At 55.7% G+C, this 15,679-nt stretch carries 17 protein-coding genes; 9 read left to right on the top strand and 8 right to left on the bottom strand.

Translation table 11 applies throughout. From position 1 onward, the window contains the following. The first annotated feature begins 196 nt into the window (after positions 1-196). Complete coding sequence (locus tag H6F59_RS19035; RefSeq protein ID WP_190703875.1) at positions 197-1,063, top strand: 6-carboxytetrahydropterin synthase; 867 nt, start codon at positions 197-199, stop codon at positions 1,061-1,063. A gap of 195 nt (positions 1,064-1,258) precedes the next feature. Here the strand turns inward: H6F59_RS19035 and H6F59_RS19030 are convergent, their stop codons facing one another. The 4 genes from H6F59_RS19030 to psbN form a co-directional block, all read right to left on the bottom strand. Then, a complete protein-coding gene (locus H6F59_RS19030) occupies positions 1,259-2,239 on the bottom strand; it encodes a PhoH family protein (RefSeq protein WP_190521082.1) in 981 nt (326 codons plus the stop codon). 50 nt (positions 2,240-2,289) lie between these two features. Then, entirely contained in the window at positions 2,290-2,637 is a 348-nt protein-coding gene (locus tag H6F59_RS19025) for a KH domain-containing protein (protein ID WP_190703872.1), read from the bottom strand. A gap of 32 nt (positions 2,638-2,669) precedes the next feature. Beyond that, on the bottom strand, positions 2,670-2,948 hold the full coding sequence (rpsP, locus tag H6F59_RS19020; protein ID WP_190521087.1) for a 30S ribosomal protein S16: 279 nt from the start codon (positions 2,946-2,948) through the stop codon (positions 2,670-2,672). Between the two features lie 185 nt (positions 2,949-3,133). After that, complete coding sequence (psbN, locus tag H6F59_RS19015) at positions 3,134-3,265, bottom strand: photosystem II reaction center protein PsbN (RefSeq protein WP_073607618.1); 132 nt, start codon at positions 3,263-3,265, stop codon at positions 3,134-3,136. A gap of 74 nt (positions 3,266-3,339) precedes the next feature. Here psbN and psbH point away from each other — a divergent pair, with 74 nt between their 5' ends. From psbH to pth, 3 genes are all read left to right on the top strand, one after another. Further along, complete coding sequence (psbH, locus tag H6F59_RS19010) at positions 3,340-3,543, top strand: photosystem II reaction center phosphoprotein PsbH (protein ID WP_073607619.1); 204 nt, start codon at positions 3,340-3,342, stop codon at positions 3,541-3,543. Positions 3,544-3,736: 193 nt separating this feature from the next. Then, on the top strand, positions 3,737-4,087 hold the full coding sequence (locus H6F59_RS19005; RefSeq protein ID WP_190703869.1) for a TatA/E family twin arginine-targeting protein translocase: 351 nt from the start codon (positions 3,737-3,739) through the stop codon (positions 4,085-4,087). Between the two features lie 17 nt (positions 4,088-4,104). Further along, complete coding sequence (gene pth, locus H6F59_RS19000; RefSeq protein ID WP_190703866.1) at positions 4,105-4,722, top strand: aminoacyl-tRNA hydrolase; 618 nt, start codon at positions 4,105-4,107, stop codon at positions 4,720-4,722. 36 nt (positions 4,723-4,758) lie between these two features. On the opposite strand, the gene H6F59_RS18995 is transcribed toward pth, so the two are convergent. After that, the gene (locus tag H6F59_RS18995; RefSeq protein WP_190703863.1) at positions 4,759-5,526 is read right to left on the bottom strand and encodes a YsnF/AvaK domain-containing protein; all 768 of its coding nucleotides are present in this window, start codon (positions 5,524-5,526) and stop codon (positions 4,759-4,761) included. A gap of 118 nt (positions 5,527-5,644) precedes the next feature. Further along, positions 5,645-6,640, bottom strand: coding sequence for a DUF2382 domain-containing protein (locus tag H6F59_RS18990; RefSeq protein ID WP_190703860.1), 996 nt, complete (start codon positions 6,638-6,640; stop codon positions 5,645-5,647). A 406-nt stretch (positions 6,641-7,046) separates the two neighbouring features. Between H6F59_RS18990 and H6F59_RS18985 the strand changes: the two genes are divergently transcribed. After that, on the top strand, positions 7,047-8,759 hold the full coding sequence (locus H6F59_RS18985; protein WP_277882437.1) for a SulP family inorganic anion transporter: 1,713 nt from the start codon (positions 7,047-7,049) through the stop codon (positions 8,757-8,759). 69 nt (positions 8,760-8,828) lie between these two features. Here the strand turns inward: H6F59_RS18985 and H6F59_RS18980 are convergent, their stop codons facing one another. Then, positions 8,829-10,913: a M3 family metallopeptidase gene (locus H6F59_RS18980; protein ID WP_190703853.1), complete on the bottom strand. Its 2,085-nt coding sequence runs from the start codon at positions 10,911-10,913 to the stop codon at positions 8,829-8,831. 291 nt (positions 10,914-11,204) lie between these two features. On the opposite strand from H6F59_RS18980, the gene H6F59_RS18975 reads away from it, so the two are divergent. Continuing rightward, positions 11,205-12,266: a TrkA family potassium uptake protein gene (locus tag H6F59_RS18975; RefSeq protein ID WP_190703850.1), complete on the top strand. Its 1,062-nt coding sequence runs from the start codon at positions 11,205-11,207 to the stop codon at positions 12,264-12,266. 122 nt (positions 12,267-12,388) lie between these two features. Here H6F59_RS18975 and H6F59_RS18970 read toward each other — a convergent pair whose 3' ends face one another. Continuing rightward, the gene (locus H6F59_RS18970) at positions 12,389-12,754 is read right to left on the bottom strand and encodes a Lin0512 family protein (RefSeq protein WP_190703845.1); all 366 of its coding nucleotides are present in this window, start codon (positions 12,752-12,754) and stop codon (positions 12,389-12,391) included. A 226-nt stretch (positions 12,755-12,980) separates the two neighbouring features. Between H6F59_RS18970 and H6F59_RS18965 the strand changes: the two genes are divergently transcribed. The 3 genes from H6F59_RS18965 (at position 12,981) to H6F59_RS18955 (ending at position 15,526) form a co-directional block, all read left to right on the top strand. Further along, complete coding sequence (locus H6F59_RS18965; RefSeq protein ID WP_190521104.1) at positions 12,981-13,784, top strand: cyanophycinase; 804 nt, start codon at positions 12,981-12,983, stop codon at positions 13,782-13,784. Positions 13,785-13,949: 165 nt separating this feature from the next. Then, positions 13,950-14,405: a Na+/H+ antiporter NhaC family protein gene (locus H6F59_RS18960; RefSeq protein ID WP_277882439.1), complete on the top strand. Its 456-nt coding sequence runs from the start codon at positions 13,950-13,952 to the stop codon at positions 14,403-14,405. A gap of 50 nt (positions 14,406-14,455) precedes the next feature. Then, positions 14,456-15,526: a succinylglutamate desuccinylase/aspartoacylase family protein gene (locus H6F59_RS18955; protein ID WP_190703840.1), complete on the top strand. Its 1,071-nt coding sequence runs from the start codon at positions 14,456-14,458 to the stop codon at positions 15,524-15,526. Positions 15,527-15,679 lie beyond the last annotated feature (153 nt).

Raw genomic sequence — 15,679 nt, 5'->3', positions numbered from 1 at the left:
GATCTATCTCAGGGAATAGCTTGCCAGCTAAGGGTTCGAGGAGCTAGGAGGGCGATGGGGTTACGGCAAATCTTTACTGTTTCTTTGCAGCGATCGCCGCTTACGCCGATTTCGCAACAGCAAGCAATTTACACTATGCTGAGTATGTAACGGTTGCTTAACGTAACCATCGCCTCTTGCATGGGTTTCCAGTTCTATGAAATGCATAATCAATCGCCGGGCGCAGTTTTCTGCTAGCCACCGCTACTGGCTAGGCGAGCTGAGTGACGCCGAAAACGCCCAGCGGTTTGGCTCCTGCATCAACTTTCCCGGCCATGGTCACAACTATGTGCTCTATGTGGCCATGGAAGGTGACCTAGACGAGTACGGCATGGTGCTTAACCTGTCTGACGTTAAGCATGTGATCAAAAAGGAAGTCACGTCCCAACTTGACTTTGCCTACCTCAACGATGTCTGGCCAGAATTTCAGCACACCCTGCCCACCACCGAATACCTGGCCAAGGTGATCTGGGATCGCCTCGCGCCCCACTTGCCCATCGTCAACATTCAGCTGTTTGAACACCCCGAACTCTGGTCCGACTACTCAGGTAATGCCATGGAAGCCTTTCTCACCGTCAGCACCCACTTTAGTGCCGCCCACCGCTTGGCCTCGCCTCGGCTCAGCTACGAAGAAAACTGCGAAATTTACGGCAAGTGCGCCCGCCCCCACGGCCACGGTCATAACTACCACCTAGAAGTTACCGTTAAAGGGCAAATCGACCCTCGCACCGGCATGCTGGTCGATTTGGCAGCGCTTCAGGCGGCCATTGATGAGCACGTGGTTGAACCCTTCGATCATACTTTCCTCAATAAAGACATCCCCTACTTTGCTGAAGTAGTTCCCACCGCTGAAAATATCGCCGTCCACATTCGCGATCTGCTGCAAGGCCCCATTGCTGACTTGGGTGCCAGCCTCCATAAGGTTAAGCTGATCGAAAGCCCCAACAACTCCGCCGAAGTCTACGCCTCAGTGCCGATGGACAATACTGCGGTTACGGCTGCGCCAGAATTCGCTACCGTCTAATAAACTGGGTCACTTGAGCCAGTAGTTTTCTATCAAAGACTCTCCCTTACCTAGAACCGTGGGTAAGGGAGAGTTTTAGTGTGGTTGGTGCGATCGCCGACAAACATAGCTAGAAAAGCCTAAAAAGCCCAAACTCAGAGCTCGTCAGGCATTCCTCGCTTTGCTATCTTCGTTCTTCTGCCAGGCACAAGGCTGTCAAGGCCGGCTCTCTCGCTTGGTCACCCGGCTCTCGTAGGTTTCGTAGGCGGCCACAATCCGCTGCACCAGTGGGTGGCGCACCACGTCTGCCTGGTTGAGCTGGCAAAAGGCAATCCCGTTTACCCCTTTAAGAATCTGCTGAGCCACGGCCAAACCCGAGGTCTGGTCTGCCGGCAAGTCGGTTTGAGTGACATCGCCCGTCACCACCATGCGTGACTTAAAGCCCAGGCGGGTCAGCACCATCTTCATCTGAGCCGGGGTAGTGTTCTGGGCTTCATCCATAATCACAAAGGCGTTGTTGAGGGTGCGTCCCCGCATATAGGCCAGGGGGGCCACCTCGATAATGCCGCGCTCCATCAGGTTGGCAACTTTCTCTGGGTCTACCAACTCATGGAGAGCATCGTAGAGCGGTCGCAGGTAGGGGTTTACCTTCTGCTGCAAATCTCCCGGCAAAAAGCCCAGCCGCTCCCCGGCTTCGACTGCCGGGCGGGTCAAAATCAGGCGCTCAAATTCGTTGTTGAGCAGTGCCTGAATACCCACCAGGGTTGCCAGAAAAGTCTTGCCGGTGCCCGCTGGGCCAATGCAAAACACCATGTCCTGACTGCGCAAGGCTTTGACATACTGCTTTTGGCGAAAGGTTTTGGCCCGCACCACCTCACCCCGCCGGGTGCGAGCCACCACATCCTGGTGAATGGCTTGGAGCTCGTCGATGCGATCGGTATCAAGGGCTTGTCGAGCCGTCATAATGTCGGCGGTAGTTACTGGCTGCCCTTGGCTCCACAAAGGCTCTAGAGCCATAACCAACCGCTGAGCCAGGGCCGCACCGTTGTCAGTGCCCGAAATAAATAACTCCTGGCCGCGCAGTACTAGAGATGCTCCAGTTTGGCTGGCCAGGAGTTTAATATTTTCGTCTCGGTAGCCTGCCAGGGCCACAGCGCCCTCTGATGTAGGCAGTTCAATCCGCAGGGGAGAATCCATCTATAAAGATTGCCAGAATAATTCAGGCCTGGAGTGCGTATGCCTAAACCCTATACTTTTGGACGAAGCTGGGGCTTAGGCTTGCCCGACGATCGCTGAGCAGGGCTACTGTAAGACCTATGGTCAGTCCCAGCTTCCTGCTCTGAGGCTCCGTAGACATCCACATAGGCTGACCAACCCGACAGCGCTGCCGTAGCCCGCACAATAGTGCGAATGGCTTGAATGTTGCGCCCGCCCCGGCCAAACACCTTGCCCCGCTCATCACCCTTAAAGGCAATTCGGATCCAAACTTTAGACTGCGCAGCATTCTCTTCGCAATCAATACGCAAAGAATCGGGCGAGTCTAAGAAAGGCTCTACCAAAAACCGAACCAGTCCTGGAAAATCAGGGCTATCCATGGTGGGGGCAGGGGCTAAAAGCAATGGGTGAGCTAGGCTTCAGCCTTAACTTCGGTCTTGAAGTTGGTCTTCCGCTTTTCGATCAAATTGGCTTTTTCAAGAATGTGCCGCACGGTCTGGGTAGGCTGCGCACCCTGTTCTAAGCGACGCGTAATGGCGTCAACGTCGAGGCGAGTTTCGTCTGTGCGGGGGTTGTAAAAGCCAACTTCTTCCAGAGGGCGGCCGTCGCGACGGGCATCGCTATTGATGGCTACGATGCGGTAGCTAACTTCCCGCTTTTTGCCGAAACGCTTGAGTCGAAGCTTAATCATAGGGTTTAGAGCAACATTCGTTGAGGTTGAAAGTTTTGACCTGTACGGATTGCGGCAGGACAGCCAAAATAAATCCACAGGTTTCTAATCCTACCACCAGAAGCCTGCGCAATCAATGGTTTTGACCCAAAAACTTGAGGTCACGGGGGCGATGCCCAAAACTAGCGGCATCGCCCTGGAAAACCCTAGTCTTCGTGGTCGTCAAAGGGGTCAGCCAACTGCTTGGACGGGGGGCCAAAGGACATGTACACTGAGTAACCAGTTACGGCTACCACCACGGCAGCCACGGAAATGATAAGAACTGTTGCAGGTTCCATGGGGTTTATGAGAATAGGAAACCACCCCATCCTATAATATTACGAACTATAAAGTGTTGATTGTGGAAGGATCCATGGCACAACGGACTAGGTTAGGAGACGTGTTAAAGCCCCTCAACTCTGAGTACGGTAAGGTTGCTCCCGGCTGGGGCACTACCCCTGTGATGGCGGTTTTTATCGGTCTGTTCTTCGTGTTTCTGCTGATTATTTTGCAGCTTTATAATTCTTCCATCGTGCTGGAAAGCTTTGATGTGGACTGGCGCAGCGTAGGGCTCTAGGGAGTTTGGGGATCAAGCCACAACGGTTTGCCCTCAGATTTGCCAACGCAGTTTGGATACGGCATCCAAAATTTATTAATCTGAGGCTGGTGTAGACCCTTGACTACCCAGCCTCTTTTGCCGTTTGATGCACGCATAGTTGGTGCACAGTAGCAGGTCGTTTGCACAGCCGTCGTTACTCGGGAGTTGACCTATGAACGTGTTTGGTGTGGGTTTGCCAGAGATGGCGCTAATTATGGTGCTGGCGCTATTGGTCTTTGGCCCCAAAAAGCTGCCCGAAATTGGTCGCAGCATGGGAAAAGCCATCAAGGGCTTTCAAGAGGCTTCTCGGGAGTTTGAGGAGGAGTTCAAGAAGGAAGCCCAACAAATTGAGAAGGTAGTGACTACACCGATGAAGGCGACTCTAGAACCCGAATCGCCCAAGGTGCTAACACCCCCTGAGGTTGCCGCTGAGGTTGAACCCGAGGTTGCTCCACTAGAATCGAGTGACACCAATGGCAGCAGCCCCGCAGCTGAGCCAGCTGAAACCGATTCTCCTGCTTAAGTAGGGGCCGTTGACCTATGGCTGACGCAGCATCGCCTGCTCTCCCCTGCCTAATTGTGGGATTGGGCAACCCAGGAGATAAGTACGCAGGCACCCGCCACAATATTGGCTTTGAGGTAGTCGATCGCCTTTCCAAGGCCTGGGCTGTTTCTCTTAAAGAGGAGCGGCGGTTTCAGGGCGAGTATGGAGCCGGATTTGGGCCAACTCGTCAGAAGGTGTATTTGCTCAAACCGCTAACCTACATGAACCGTTCAGGTCAATCGATGCGGGCGGTACTCGACTGGCTAAAGCTAGATCCGAGCCAAGTGTTAGTGGTCTACGACGATATGGATTTGCCTGTAGGGCGGCTGCGACTGCGGCTGTCGGGCTCGGCTGGGGGGCATAACGGTATGAAGTCGGCCATTGCTCACCTCGGTACCCAAGATTTCCCGCGCCTGCGAATTGGCATTGGGGCCAGTCAACGAGTTGGGGATCAAGCTGTTGTTTCCCATGTGCTGGGCAACTTTTCTAAAACCGAACGCAGCACCCTAGATGGGGTGGTTGACACGACTCTGCGCGCGATTGAAAAAGCCCTCATCGACGGGGTCGAAAAAGCTATGAGTCTCTACAACAGTGTGGACTTGAGCAGCAGTTAAGCCGCTCATTCCTTGGTTAGTTTTTTTGACGAAGCTTTAAACGGAAGTACATTCAGAAATTAAGTTCTGATAGGTTTGTACCATAGTGGGATCGCTTAAAAACAGCTCTAGGCGAACGTGGCTAAGTTGGTTTAAAAGAACCTTTTCTAACCGCGTGAGCTTTTGAATTGCAGCCTGGGGAGTTTCAAACTCATAGATGGTCCCTTTAAGACCATTTTCGCCGTCGAGAAGAATGGCCACTCTGATTTTTTCGCAGTGAAGCTCTGGTCTCTGTTCGGCGGTACTAAGAAAAGACATCGCGCCTTGAATAGTTTCAAAGGTACCACTAGCAGTGATATCTCGATTGCTGTCGGGCTGAACAGCAATCTCATGGCCTTGAAGCTGAGTCTCTCCCAAGCTCATCTCGACAGGGGGATTGCCGCTACCTATATGCTCAATAACAAGCTTTTCTCGCCGAACGGGAACTTCTACTATCTCGGTTTCGACTACCCTACGGACGCTGACCTCACCTACCTTGACACGCTTACGATTAACGACTAAACGCTCTTCAACCAGCTGAATTTTCTGACCGGCGTTGGGAGAAAATTCACTCTGATCTCGGTCGACATAAATAGTCTTATTCTCAGAGTCTATATCTGTAATAGAGGCGCTGGGAATGGTGGCCTGGTTATTTCCGCCATTACGGCCTATGAGCTGCACGATAAGAGAAAAATCTGCGGCCGAAGGCTCAACTCTAACCACATTGCCGATTAGATATCCTGAGCGATCGAAGACGTCATTGTTAATTAGATGTTGTTGAGACATTTTTAAGACGCAAGTAAGCTAATAACTAATATTTGTCATAGATATTAAGAGGACGCAGCCGCGGCTACGCCCTCTTAGAACAGACGGAGATACTAACGTCTATCTCCTGGTGCAAACCCTAGCGATCAATTTTGGGGTTGCCGTCAGTGTTGACATCCAGCTCCTCACGTCGGATCTCTTCCCGTGAGCGGATTAGCTCACGATCGGTTTCCTTCCGGACATCCACTTCTTCGCGAACGAAAGCCTCTTTCTCGACATTAACTTGCTCTTCGTAGACTTCCATGCGAGCCACTTCTTGGTTCTCAAAGACGTGGTCGGTGCCTACGGCGGGCTGGTCAACAACATCGCGTCTTTCGATCACAACGCGCTCTTTCTCGATTGGCTCAGAGACCTCAGCGGTTTGAGTTTCAACGCGTTTGCCCACAACTACTTCGCCCACTTTAGCGCGGCTGCGGTGAGCTACTAGGCGCTCTTCATACAACCGTAGAGGACCGTGGTTGTCTTCTTCGCTTAGACCATAGATGCTAGGTTCGCGATCGTAGGTAGTAGGAGCTGGCTGGGCAACATCTTGACTAGCCATGGTCTCGCGGATCTTGTTGACCCCTTGAGTATTGCCAACAGTGGTTTGAGTGCGCTGCTGATCTACTTCTAGAGGATTCATCCGGTCAGAATCCAGAGGATTCATGTTGGAGGCGTCATTAGGTGCAGCATAGGTGCTACCTAGAAACTGACGACTAGAGCGGCCCTGAGCCAAGGGTCGATACTGACCTCTAACTTGCTCTTCGTAGCGTTCGTCTACGACGGTATCGTCTTTGTATTCAGGCAGGTTCTCAACTTGAGTTTTAGACAGGCCGTTCACATAAACGCGGCTCTTGTCATAGTCAAACCGGGCTACACCAACCGGGACTAAAACGTTTTTCCCAAAGATCCACGGGCCGGTGTCAACTACTAGGTAGCGGAAACGACCGGATTCGTCTACGAGCAGATCTTTGGCGGTGCCAACTTTGTCTTCGCCCTGGGCATAAACGGAGTAGGAATCAATACTTCCCATTTGTCCGTCGGCAAGGGTGTCTTGATAATTAGGGTAGTAATCTTTGAGATGGTACAAAGCCATATTTGAGTCCTCCTGAGACTTAACTTGTTGTCATGGTAGAGCCCAGGTCAATTAGCCTTATCGGTCAATGGAAGGACGGTTTCGTTTTCAATAGGCATACATTTTTTGTTCCTAGTCTGACTCGTTTTGTAACGCTACGTCTCTATTTAGTGTTGCAGCTTTTGTGATGGAACCGGGTATTGCTGTAATTAGAGTTGCACTGGGTTAGCTTCGAGGGTGGACTAACGGCTAACTTACTCATTCAGAAGCCGAGCTTTTGGCAGCTGCGAGAGCAACAGCAGCCAAGATTTTTGCAGCTTTGGAATCGTCTGCCGTGTCAGATCCTGCATTTTGGTTAAGGGCTTTCGTTTTGGGCTGGATCAAGCGGTAAGCTACTTAGTCCTTTCCTTAACTCCCAAAAACTAAGTTGACTGCAAAACCCAAGTATTCTCGTTTCTCTGCCCTATTGCCCGGGCTAGCGCGCTTGCGCCATTACCCTATGGACTGGCTGCGGCAGGACAGTCTGGCGGGTATCACCGTGGCTGCCTACCTCATTCCCCAGTGCATGGCCTATGGGGAACTGGCGGGAGTGGGGCCAGTGCAAGGGCTGTGGGCCATTTTGCCGGCGCTGCTGCTGTACACCCTGGTGGGCACGTCACCTCAGCTCTCGGTGGGGCCAGAGTCGAGCACGGCGGTGATGACGGCAGTAGCGATCGCCCCTCTGGCGGCAACCTCTGGCACGGACTACACCGTTTTGGCGTCTCTGCTGGCCTGTGCGGTGGGAGTGCTGTGCTTAATAGGGTATGTGGCCCGCCTGGGCTTTTTAGCTGATTTGCTGTCAAAGCCAATTTTAATTGGCTACATGACTGGAGTCGCTGTCATTATGATCGCCGGACAGCTCAGCCGAGTGAGCGGTATACCGATTGAGGCTGAATCGGTGGTGGGGCAGCTGGCAGAATTTTGGCGCCACTTGGACCAGGCTCACGGGCCAACGCTGGCGGTAGGGGGCTTTGTTTTGGTGTTTTTGTTTGCGGTGCAGGCTCGGTTTTCGCAGCTACCTGGGCCGCTGCTGGCAGTGCTGCTAGCAACCGGCATGGTGGTGTTGCTGGGGCTGGAGCAGCAGGGGGTCAAAGTCGTAGGCGAAATTCCGGCGGGGCTACCTCGTTTTGTGGTGCCGTTGACCTCTCGCCAGGAGGCGCAACAAATTTTGACGGCGGCAGTGGGAATTGCGATCGTCGGTTACTCGGACAATGTGCTGACGGCGCGGGCGTTGGCGACCCGCAACCACCAAAGCATAGATGCCAATCAGGAGCTGTTTGCCTTGGGAGTGGCCAATCTGGGCGGCGGGCTGATGCAGGGCTTTCCGGTGAGCAGCAGCGCTAGCCGTGCGGCCATTGGCGACTCTATGGGCAGCAAGAGCCAGGTGTATTCGCTAGCAGCCTTTGGGGTCGTGCTGGGGGTGCTGTTGTTTCTGCGACCGCTATTGGCGATGTTCCCGACGGCGGCACTGGGGGCGCTGGTGATTTTTGCCGCCACTAAACTAGTAGATATTCCCGAATTTCTGAGGCTGAGAGCATTTCGCCAGGGTGATTTTGCCTTGGCGCTGGCAACTACGGTAGGGGTGTTGGCGACGGATTTGCTGGTGGGGGTGGCGATCGCCGTCGGCCTCTCTGTGATCGAACTCTTTGCCCGCATTGCCCGCCCCCACGATGCGGTTATGGGTAGGGTGCCTAACATTGCTGGGCTGCACGATGTGACAGACTGGCCAGGAGCAACCACCATCCCGGGGCTGGTGATTTACCGCTATGATGCACCGCTGTTTTTTGCCAACGCTGGAAATTTACAGCGTCGCGCCCTGGCGGTGATCGAAGCTGAAGCCACGCCAGTGGAGTGGTTTGTGATCAATACCGAGGCCATGGTCGGGATTGACGTTACCGCCGCCGACATGTTGGTAGAACTGCACGAAACCCTGAAGCAGCAAGGCATTACCCTGGCCCTGGCGCGGGTTAAACAGGATCTCTACGTCCAGTTAGAGCGCTGTGGGCTGCTAAAGCTGATCGGCACCGAGCACATCTTCTTTACGCTGCCTAGCGCGATCGAAGGGTTTCACCAGCGCGATCGCCCTGGCGAACATTCTTAAACCCGAAAAGAACCCAGGGTTTTTGCCAACCCTGGGTTCTTTTCTTTCGATCGGATCGAGCGGTAGTCCCTAAGCGGCTACTAGACCGCGGTGGCGGAGCAGCGCTTGGGTGCTGGGTTCACGGCCTCGGAAGGCCTTGAACACTTCCATCGGATGACGGCTACCGCCTAGGGCGAGTACGGTATCGCGGAAGCGGCGACCGGTGGCGGCGATCGCGCCCTCGTTGTTTAGCCCCGCTTCTTCAAAGGCGGCGAAGGCGTCGGCGCTCAGCACCTCGGCCCAGAAGTAGCTGTAGTAGCCTGCCGCGTAGCCCCCGGCAAAAATGTGGGTAAAGGCGCAGAGAAAAGCATCCTCGGGCAGGGGCTTGAGAATGGAGGACTGCTCAGCAATCCGCTGGCTGACGGTAGTCACCGTTTCGCCGCTGCCGGGGCGGTAGCGATGGTGCAGCTCAATGTCAGTCCAGCCAAACCGCACCTGGCGCAGAATGGCGCTGCCGGTCATAAAGGTGCGGGCAGCGACGATCTTCTGATACAGATCTTCGGGCAGAGGCGCACCGGTATCGACGTGGCGGGCCAGGGTGAGCAGGGTATCGCGGTGGTAGCACCAGTTCTCCATAAACTGGCTGGGCAGCTCGACGGCGTCCCACTCCACATTGCTAATGCCTGCGGCTCCGGTGAAATCAACCTTGGTCAGCATGTGCTGAAGGCCGTGACCGAACTCATGGAACAGGGTTTCCACGTCGCGGAAGGTCATTAGGCTGGGTTTGCCGTCCACTGGGGGAGCCTGGTTGCACACCAGGTAGGCCACGGGCAGCCGTACTTGGTCGTTGATCTTGCCCCGGTTGATGCAGTCATCCATCCAGGCACCGCCGCGCTTTTCGGCAGGGCGGCTGTAGGGGTCGAGGTAGAAGTGGGCGATCGGGTCGCCGCTGCTATTCAGCACCTGGAAATAGCGTACGTCGGGGTGCCATACCGGGGCTTCGCCATCGGCAGGGGCAATGGTGACATCAAAAATGCGGTGGGCTAGGGCAAACAGACCGTCGAGCACCTGGGGCAGCGGGAAGTAGGGGCGCAGCTCTTCATCATTGAGGCCGTACTTTTCTTCGCGGATGCGCTCGGCCCAAAAGGCGGTGTCCCAGTGGGTGAGGCTGTCGGCCTCGGCCGCTCCCTTCGATTGAGCAAAGGCTTTGAGTTCTTCCAGCTCCTTGACGGCGGTGTCGTAGCTGGCCACCCGCAGCTCACCCATCAGCTTTTCGATCGCCTCCACAGAGGGGGCCATTTTGCGGGCCAAGCTGAGGTCGGCATAGGTGGCGTAGCCCAGCAGGTTGGCCATTTCGTGGCGCAGCTCGAGAATTTTCTCGATGTTGGGGCTGTTGTCGAGATCGCCCTCAGAGGCGCGGGTGACAAAGGCGCGATAGAGCTGCTCGCGCAGGTCGCGGCGGCGGCTGTGCTGCATGAACGGGCCAAAGCTGGGGTAATCCAGCGTGATTCGCCAGGGGCCAGCAGCGGCGTTGGCGTTTTCTTCGCCGGCGTCGCGGGCGGCTTGAGCGGCTTGGGCTAGCAGGCTGGGGGGCAACCCGTCGATTTCTTCAGCGGTGGTGAGGGTGAGGCTAAAGGCCTTAGTGGCGTCGAGCACGTTGTTGGAGAACTTGTTGGTCAGTTCGGCCAGACTCTGCTGAATCTCGTTAAAGCGGTCTTTTTCGGCCCCCTCTAGGCCTACCCCTGACAGCTCAGCCTCACGAATTGAGGACTCGACAATGCGCTGCTGGGCTGGGTCGAAGCTGGCCCACTGGTCGCTGGCGCGAAGCTGTTTGAAAGCTTCGTAAATGGGCTTGCTCTGGCCAAGACGGGTGGCGAACTGCACCAAGGGCGGCTGCACTTCTTCGTAGGCAGCGCGCAGCTCAGGGCTGTTTTTTACACCCATCAGATGGCCAACAATGCCCCAGCTCCAGCCCAGGCGCTCTTCAATGCGGGTGAGGGGCTCAACCAGGCCGTCCCAAGTGGGGGTAACTTGGGTTTCTAGTGTTTCTAGAGCGGTAGTGAGGTCGTCAATGAGGGTGGTGATGCCCGGCACGATGTGGGCTGTGTCGATGCTGTCGAAGGGAGGTAGACCGGCACCAATTAGGAGGGGGTTTTGCAAAACGGTAGCTGTCATAGTCGCAGAATCAATGGAGGTAGGAGGGACAAAAACGATAAAACTGACCGGGCCGGGCGATTCTCCTTAGGAGAGGCTTTGCCAACGCCCCAAAGCCCATAAAGCCGTCATTGAGACGGCAAACATTTTAGTAAGTAATGGGTTTAGTCGAAGTCATTATGAGTTTGCTTTATAGTGTATCTCAATTTGCTATGTGCCGCACTCTTTGAGGGGCAGGCTGTCAATTACCATAGCCTTTATTTGAGGACTGAGCCGATTTCTGTCGAGGCCTGAGCCCTGTCTGAGGTGTTGATGCTAAATAGCTCGTTTCGGCGGATTGTCACGGGGATTATCTTCTTCTCGCTGACGGTGGTGACGGCGGTAATTGGCTACATGGTGGCGGGTTGGAATTTCCTCGACGCCATCTATATGGTAGTGATCACCATCTTTGGGGTGGGCTATGGGGAAGTGCAGCCCCTGACCTCGCCGCCGCTCAAGGTATTTACGATTTTTGTGATTATCGCGGGAGCGCTGTCGGTGGCCTACATTGTGTCGGGCTTCGTGCAGATGATCACCGAAGGGGAAATTCATCGAGCCCTGAATGTAAAACGCATGACTAACGAGATTGCCAGCCTGGAAGACCACGTGATTATCTGTGGCTTTGGTCGCATTGGCCAGCTGGTGGCCCGCAAGCTAAAGCGCGATCGCCAGCCGTTCATCATTATTGACAACGATTTGGAACGAGTGGCCTTGGCCAAGGAGCAGGGCTATTTAATTTATCAGGGAAATGCCACCGACGAAGCCGCCCTGGAGGCAGCGGGCATTCTCCGGGCCAAGTCGCTGGCGACGGTGCTGCCCAACGACGCTGCCAACGTATTCATTACCCTCACGGCGCGAGAGATGAACCCAGACCTGATGATTTTGGCTCGGGGTGAAATGCCCTCCACCGAGAAAAAGCTGCGGCTGGCGGGAGCCGACCACGTGGTGCTGCCCGCCAGCATTAGCGCCCTGCGCATGGCCCATCTGATTAGTCACCCGTCAGCGGTGGACTTTTTGGCGCAGACCGATGGCCAGCACGGGCTCAATGAGTTTTTGGCGGAGCTAGATATTCAGCTGAATGAGCTGGTGATTGATGCCGCCTCACCGCTAATTGGCGGCACCATCGGCGACATCGAGGTCAAGGGCCAGGGCACATTTATTACCGTGGCCCTGCGCCGAGCCGATGGTGAGGTGATCATTCACCCCAGCCGGGCTACCTATCTGGCCCTGGGCGACTCGATTATTTTGATGGGCCACCAGGGGGATATGCCTAACTTTGCTCAGCAGAACGCAATGAAGAAGGAAATGAGGTATCGGGGGGCGAGGTTGAGGTAGGGAGTGAATGGGAAGTGAGGAGTGATGGAGTAATGGGGTAACGGTGTGATCGAGATGCATTACTTCCCACTCTCTTACTTGCCTACTTATTCACTCGCCTACCTGCCTACTCCCCTACTCCCTCACTCACCGGGAATCGAGACGGTAACGGCGGCGATCGCTACATACATATCGTCGTTCTTATCGTCTAGCTCAGGGATGGCGCGTCCGGCTACTACCATGCCGCCTTCCTTGAGCACTAGGGTCTTTTGGCCAAAGGGCAGCACCGCTAGCACCTCATCTTGCCGCACCTGATCGGGAAAGGGGACGGCGACCTGCACTTCGACCAGCATTTCGTTGGGGTGGCTGAGGCCGGCGACTTCCCAGACGCCGGGAAGGGCGTTGTGGGCGATCGCATTGCGCACTGCTCGCGCTGCCGCCACGGTGGGGTCTTGGCCGTGCTGATCGACGCCCATACCCATTTCAATAATTAGTCGCTTGTGGGCCACAACTCATCCTCAGAGGTGATTTGACACCCTTGATTTTAGGGGCTAGTGCCTATTTGGGATGGTGGCTGGGGAGGACGCGATCGCTCAAGCTCTCCTTTCTCAGCCTGTCAAACGCTGCTTTTGTCAGCATTTGACCGCAGGTCTCAGCCGGTGGATATAGCACGACCAGCCCGTCGATCTGGGATGCTGGGATTCTGTAACAACAGACACCTTAAGGAGAATCACCATGGGTACCGAACAACAGCTAGGCGCACTGGTCATTATTGGCGGCGCGGAGGATAAAGAAGGCGACTGCGTCGTCCTGCGAGAATTTGTCCGAGCCGCTGGTGGGGTCGATGCCGAGATTGCCGTGATGACGGCTGCCACTAGCCTGCCCGACGAAGTGGGCGATGATTACACTCGCGTGTTTGAGCGGCTGGGGGCCAAGCGAGTCGATGTGGTACACACCGACCGCCGAGAAGATTCTGAACGCGAGGACAATTTAGAAAAAATCAAAGGGGCTACCGGCATCTTCTTTACCGGTGGTGATCAATCTCGCATCGTTGAATATATCAAAGGCACCCCCCTCAACGACGCAATTCAGCAACGCCGTCAGGAAGGGGCCGTGATTGGCGGCACCAGCGCCGGGGCCGCCATGATGCCCGACGAGATGATTATAGAGGGCGATTCGGTCTCAAACCCCAGCGTCGGTGCGGTAGAAATGGGCCCAGGCATGGGGTTCTTGCCCGGTATTGTGGTCGACCAGCACTTTGCTCAGCGGGGAAGACTAGGTCGGCTGCTGGCGGCCCTGGTGCTCCAACCCGCTGTCCTCGGCTTGGGCATCGATGAGAACACGGCTATCATCGTCACTGGCGATGAGTTTCAAGTCGTGGGGGCAGGCACCATCACCGTGGTCGATGAAACCACCGCCACCCACAACAACCTGGAAGGGTTGCTCAAGGATGAACCCATTGCCCTATGCGATGTCAAGCTGCACATTTTGCCCCATGGCTACCGTTACAACCTCAAGACCCACACCCCGATTGTGTAGTTATTCAAACCATTTATGACCCAGCCCTCTGGCAGTTCGCGCGCCCCGCGTCCCCTCCTTCCTACGGTCGTACTGATGGGCGGAGCGGTTACTCTCCTTGGGCTGGCAGCCATTGATGGCCCAGCGCAGGCTTAGCGGAGCCTCTGGCACTGCCATGGCGATCGCCTGATTTCTTGTGACGGCATAGACAGCATGCTCTACACCCTGTGGACTATGATTGGGGCCATGACTTTTGGCGCCATCATGGAAAAGTTTGGCATGCTGACCAAGCTGATTAACCCAGTGCTGCTGCGGGCGCGCCCCCAGGGCAAGCTATTTGCGGGTGACCAGTACACTGCCCTGGTGCTGCCCCTCCACGTGTCTCGGATCGAGTTTCAACGAGGGTCGCAGCCCCAAAATCTGTCGTGTCTGACCGCCGATGCGGGTACTGCTACCTCAGCCCTGACGTGGAATTCTTGCAGTGCGTTCATGGCGGTAACGCTGGAAGTCTCTACATTTCTGTGTTTTCCCTTTGCGGTTTTTAACATCGCCAGCCCCATTCTGTCGCTGCTCTACGGCATTACGGGCTTCAAAATTGATAAGCTGCTCACCGCCTTTGGCTCTGCCGCCGAGGCGCTTTAGGCTAGGGCAGTTACGCAACCGCTGGTGTCCATAAACTCCGCTAAGCCACTATGACGACTCTCATTAACCCAGGTTCCGTCTCTGACGTTGCTAAGACCATCTATACCGGCGACATTCTCCAGGGGGTGCCGGTGATCAGCCACCTGGGCGTGGGCGACCTGGCTCCAGGGCACAGCCATCGGTTTTTCTTTGAGGGAGTGCAGATGGCGACGGGCCAGCACTGGTATGTGCCGGTGCTGGTCGCCAAGGGCGATCGCCCTGGTCCTTGCGTCGGTCTGGTGGCGGGCATCCATGGAGATGAGGTGAGCGGCATCGATGCGGCGCAGCGGGTGATGGCCCAGCTCGACCCCACAGCGATGGCAGGCAGCGTGGTGGCGGTGCTGGGGGTGTCGCGCCCGGCGGTGGAGTATACGCGATCGCATTGGCTGACGGCCCAGGGTGGCGGCTCCCAGGTGGATATGAACCGGGTTTGGCCCGGCGATGAAACCGGCGTCAACGCTGCCACCCGCCACGCCGGGCTGCTGTGGAATCGCCTTTTGATCACCAACGTCGATATGGTGATCGACTACCACACGGTGACAACCGGCAGCGATTTTACCCTATTTCTGTTTGCCGACCTGCGGCAACCCACGGTGCGGCAAATGGCAGAACTGTTTCCAGCCGAGCAGATTCAAAATGATCCGGGGTTGGTCGGCACCCTAGAAACCGCCCTGGTGGCGTCGGGCATTCCGGCTCTGACGGTGGAAATTGGTGGCCCCAGACGGTTCGACGCCAGCAAAATTGCCCGGGCGGTGGAGGGCACTTGCAACGTGCTCAAGCACTATGGCCTGAGCGATGGTCCCCTGGGGCGCACCGCCGCCGAGGTGGGCACGGTCTATGGCGATGCTCTAGAGACAATTCGCGCCACCACGGGCGGCTTTTTGGAGCTGCTGGTAGATCTGCGCGATCGCGTCATCCCTGACCAACCAATAGCGATCCAGCGCAATGCCTTTGGCGATGTGGTGGCCGAGTATCGGGCCAGCGTAGTTGGCGAAATTGCCGTAGTCGCCCGCGATGCCCTCTGCGAACCCGGTTCACGCGTGGTGCAGATTCTCTATAGCCGCAGTGAGGTCGAAAACTAGGGTACTGATACCAAATTCGGTTTGGTGAACCCCTAATTCAGCCGGGTGGAGTTGATCTGGTGGTGGCTTTTATACTACTGCAAACGTCCATCGGGTCAGGACAGGTTCGACGTAGGGGCATTGCACTGCAATGCCCTAGAGGGTTCCGCTTGC

The organism is Nodosilinea sp. FACHB-141, assembly GCF_014696135.1.
GTDB lineage: Bacteria > Cyanobacteriota > Cyanobacteriia > Phormidesmidales > Phormidesmidaceae > Nodosilinea.
The sequence above is the reverse complement of the archived record's forward strand: the minus strand, read 5'-3'. Positions and strand labels throughout refer to the sequence as shown.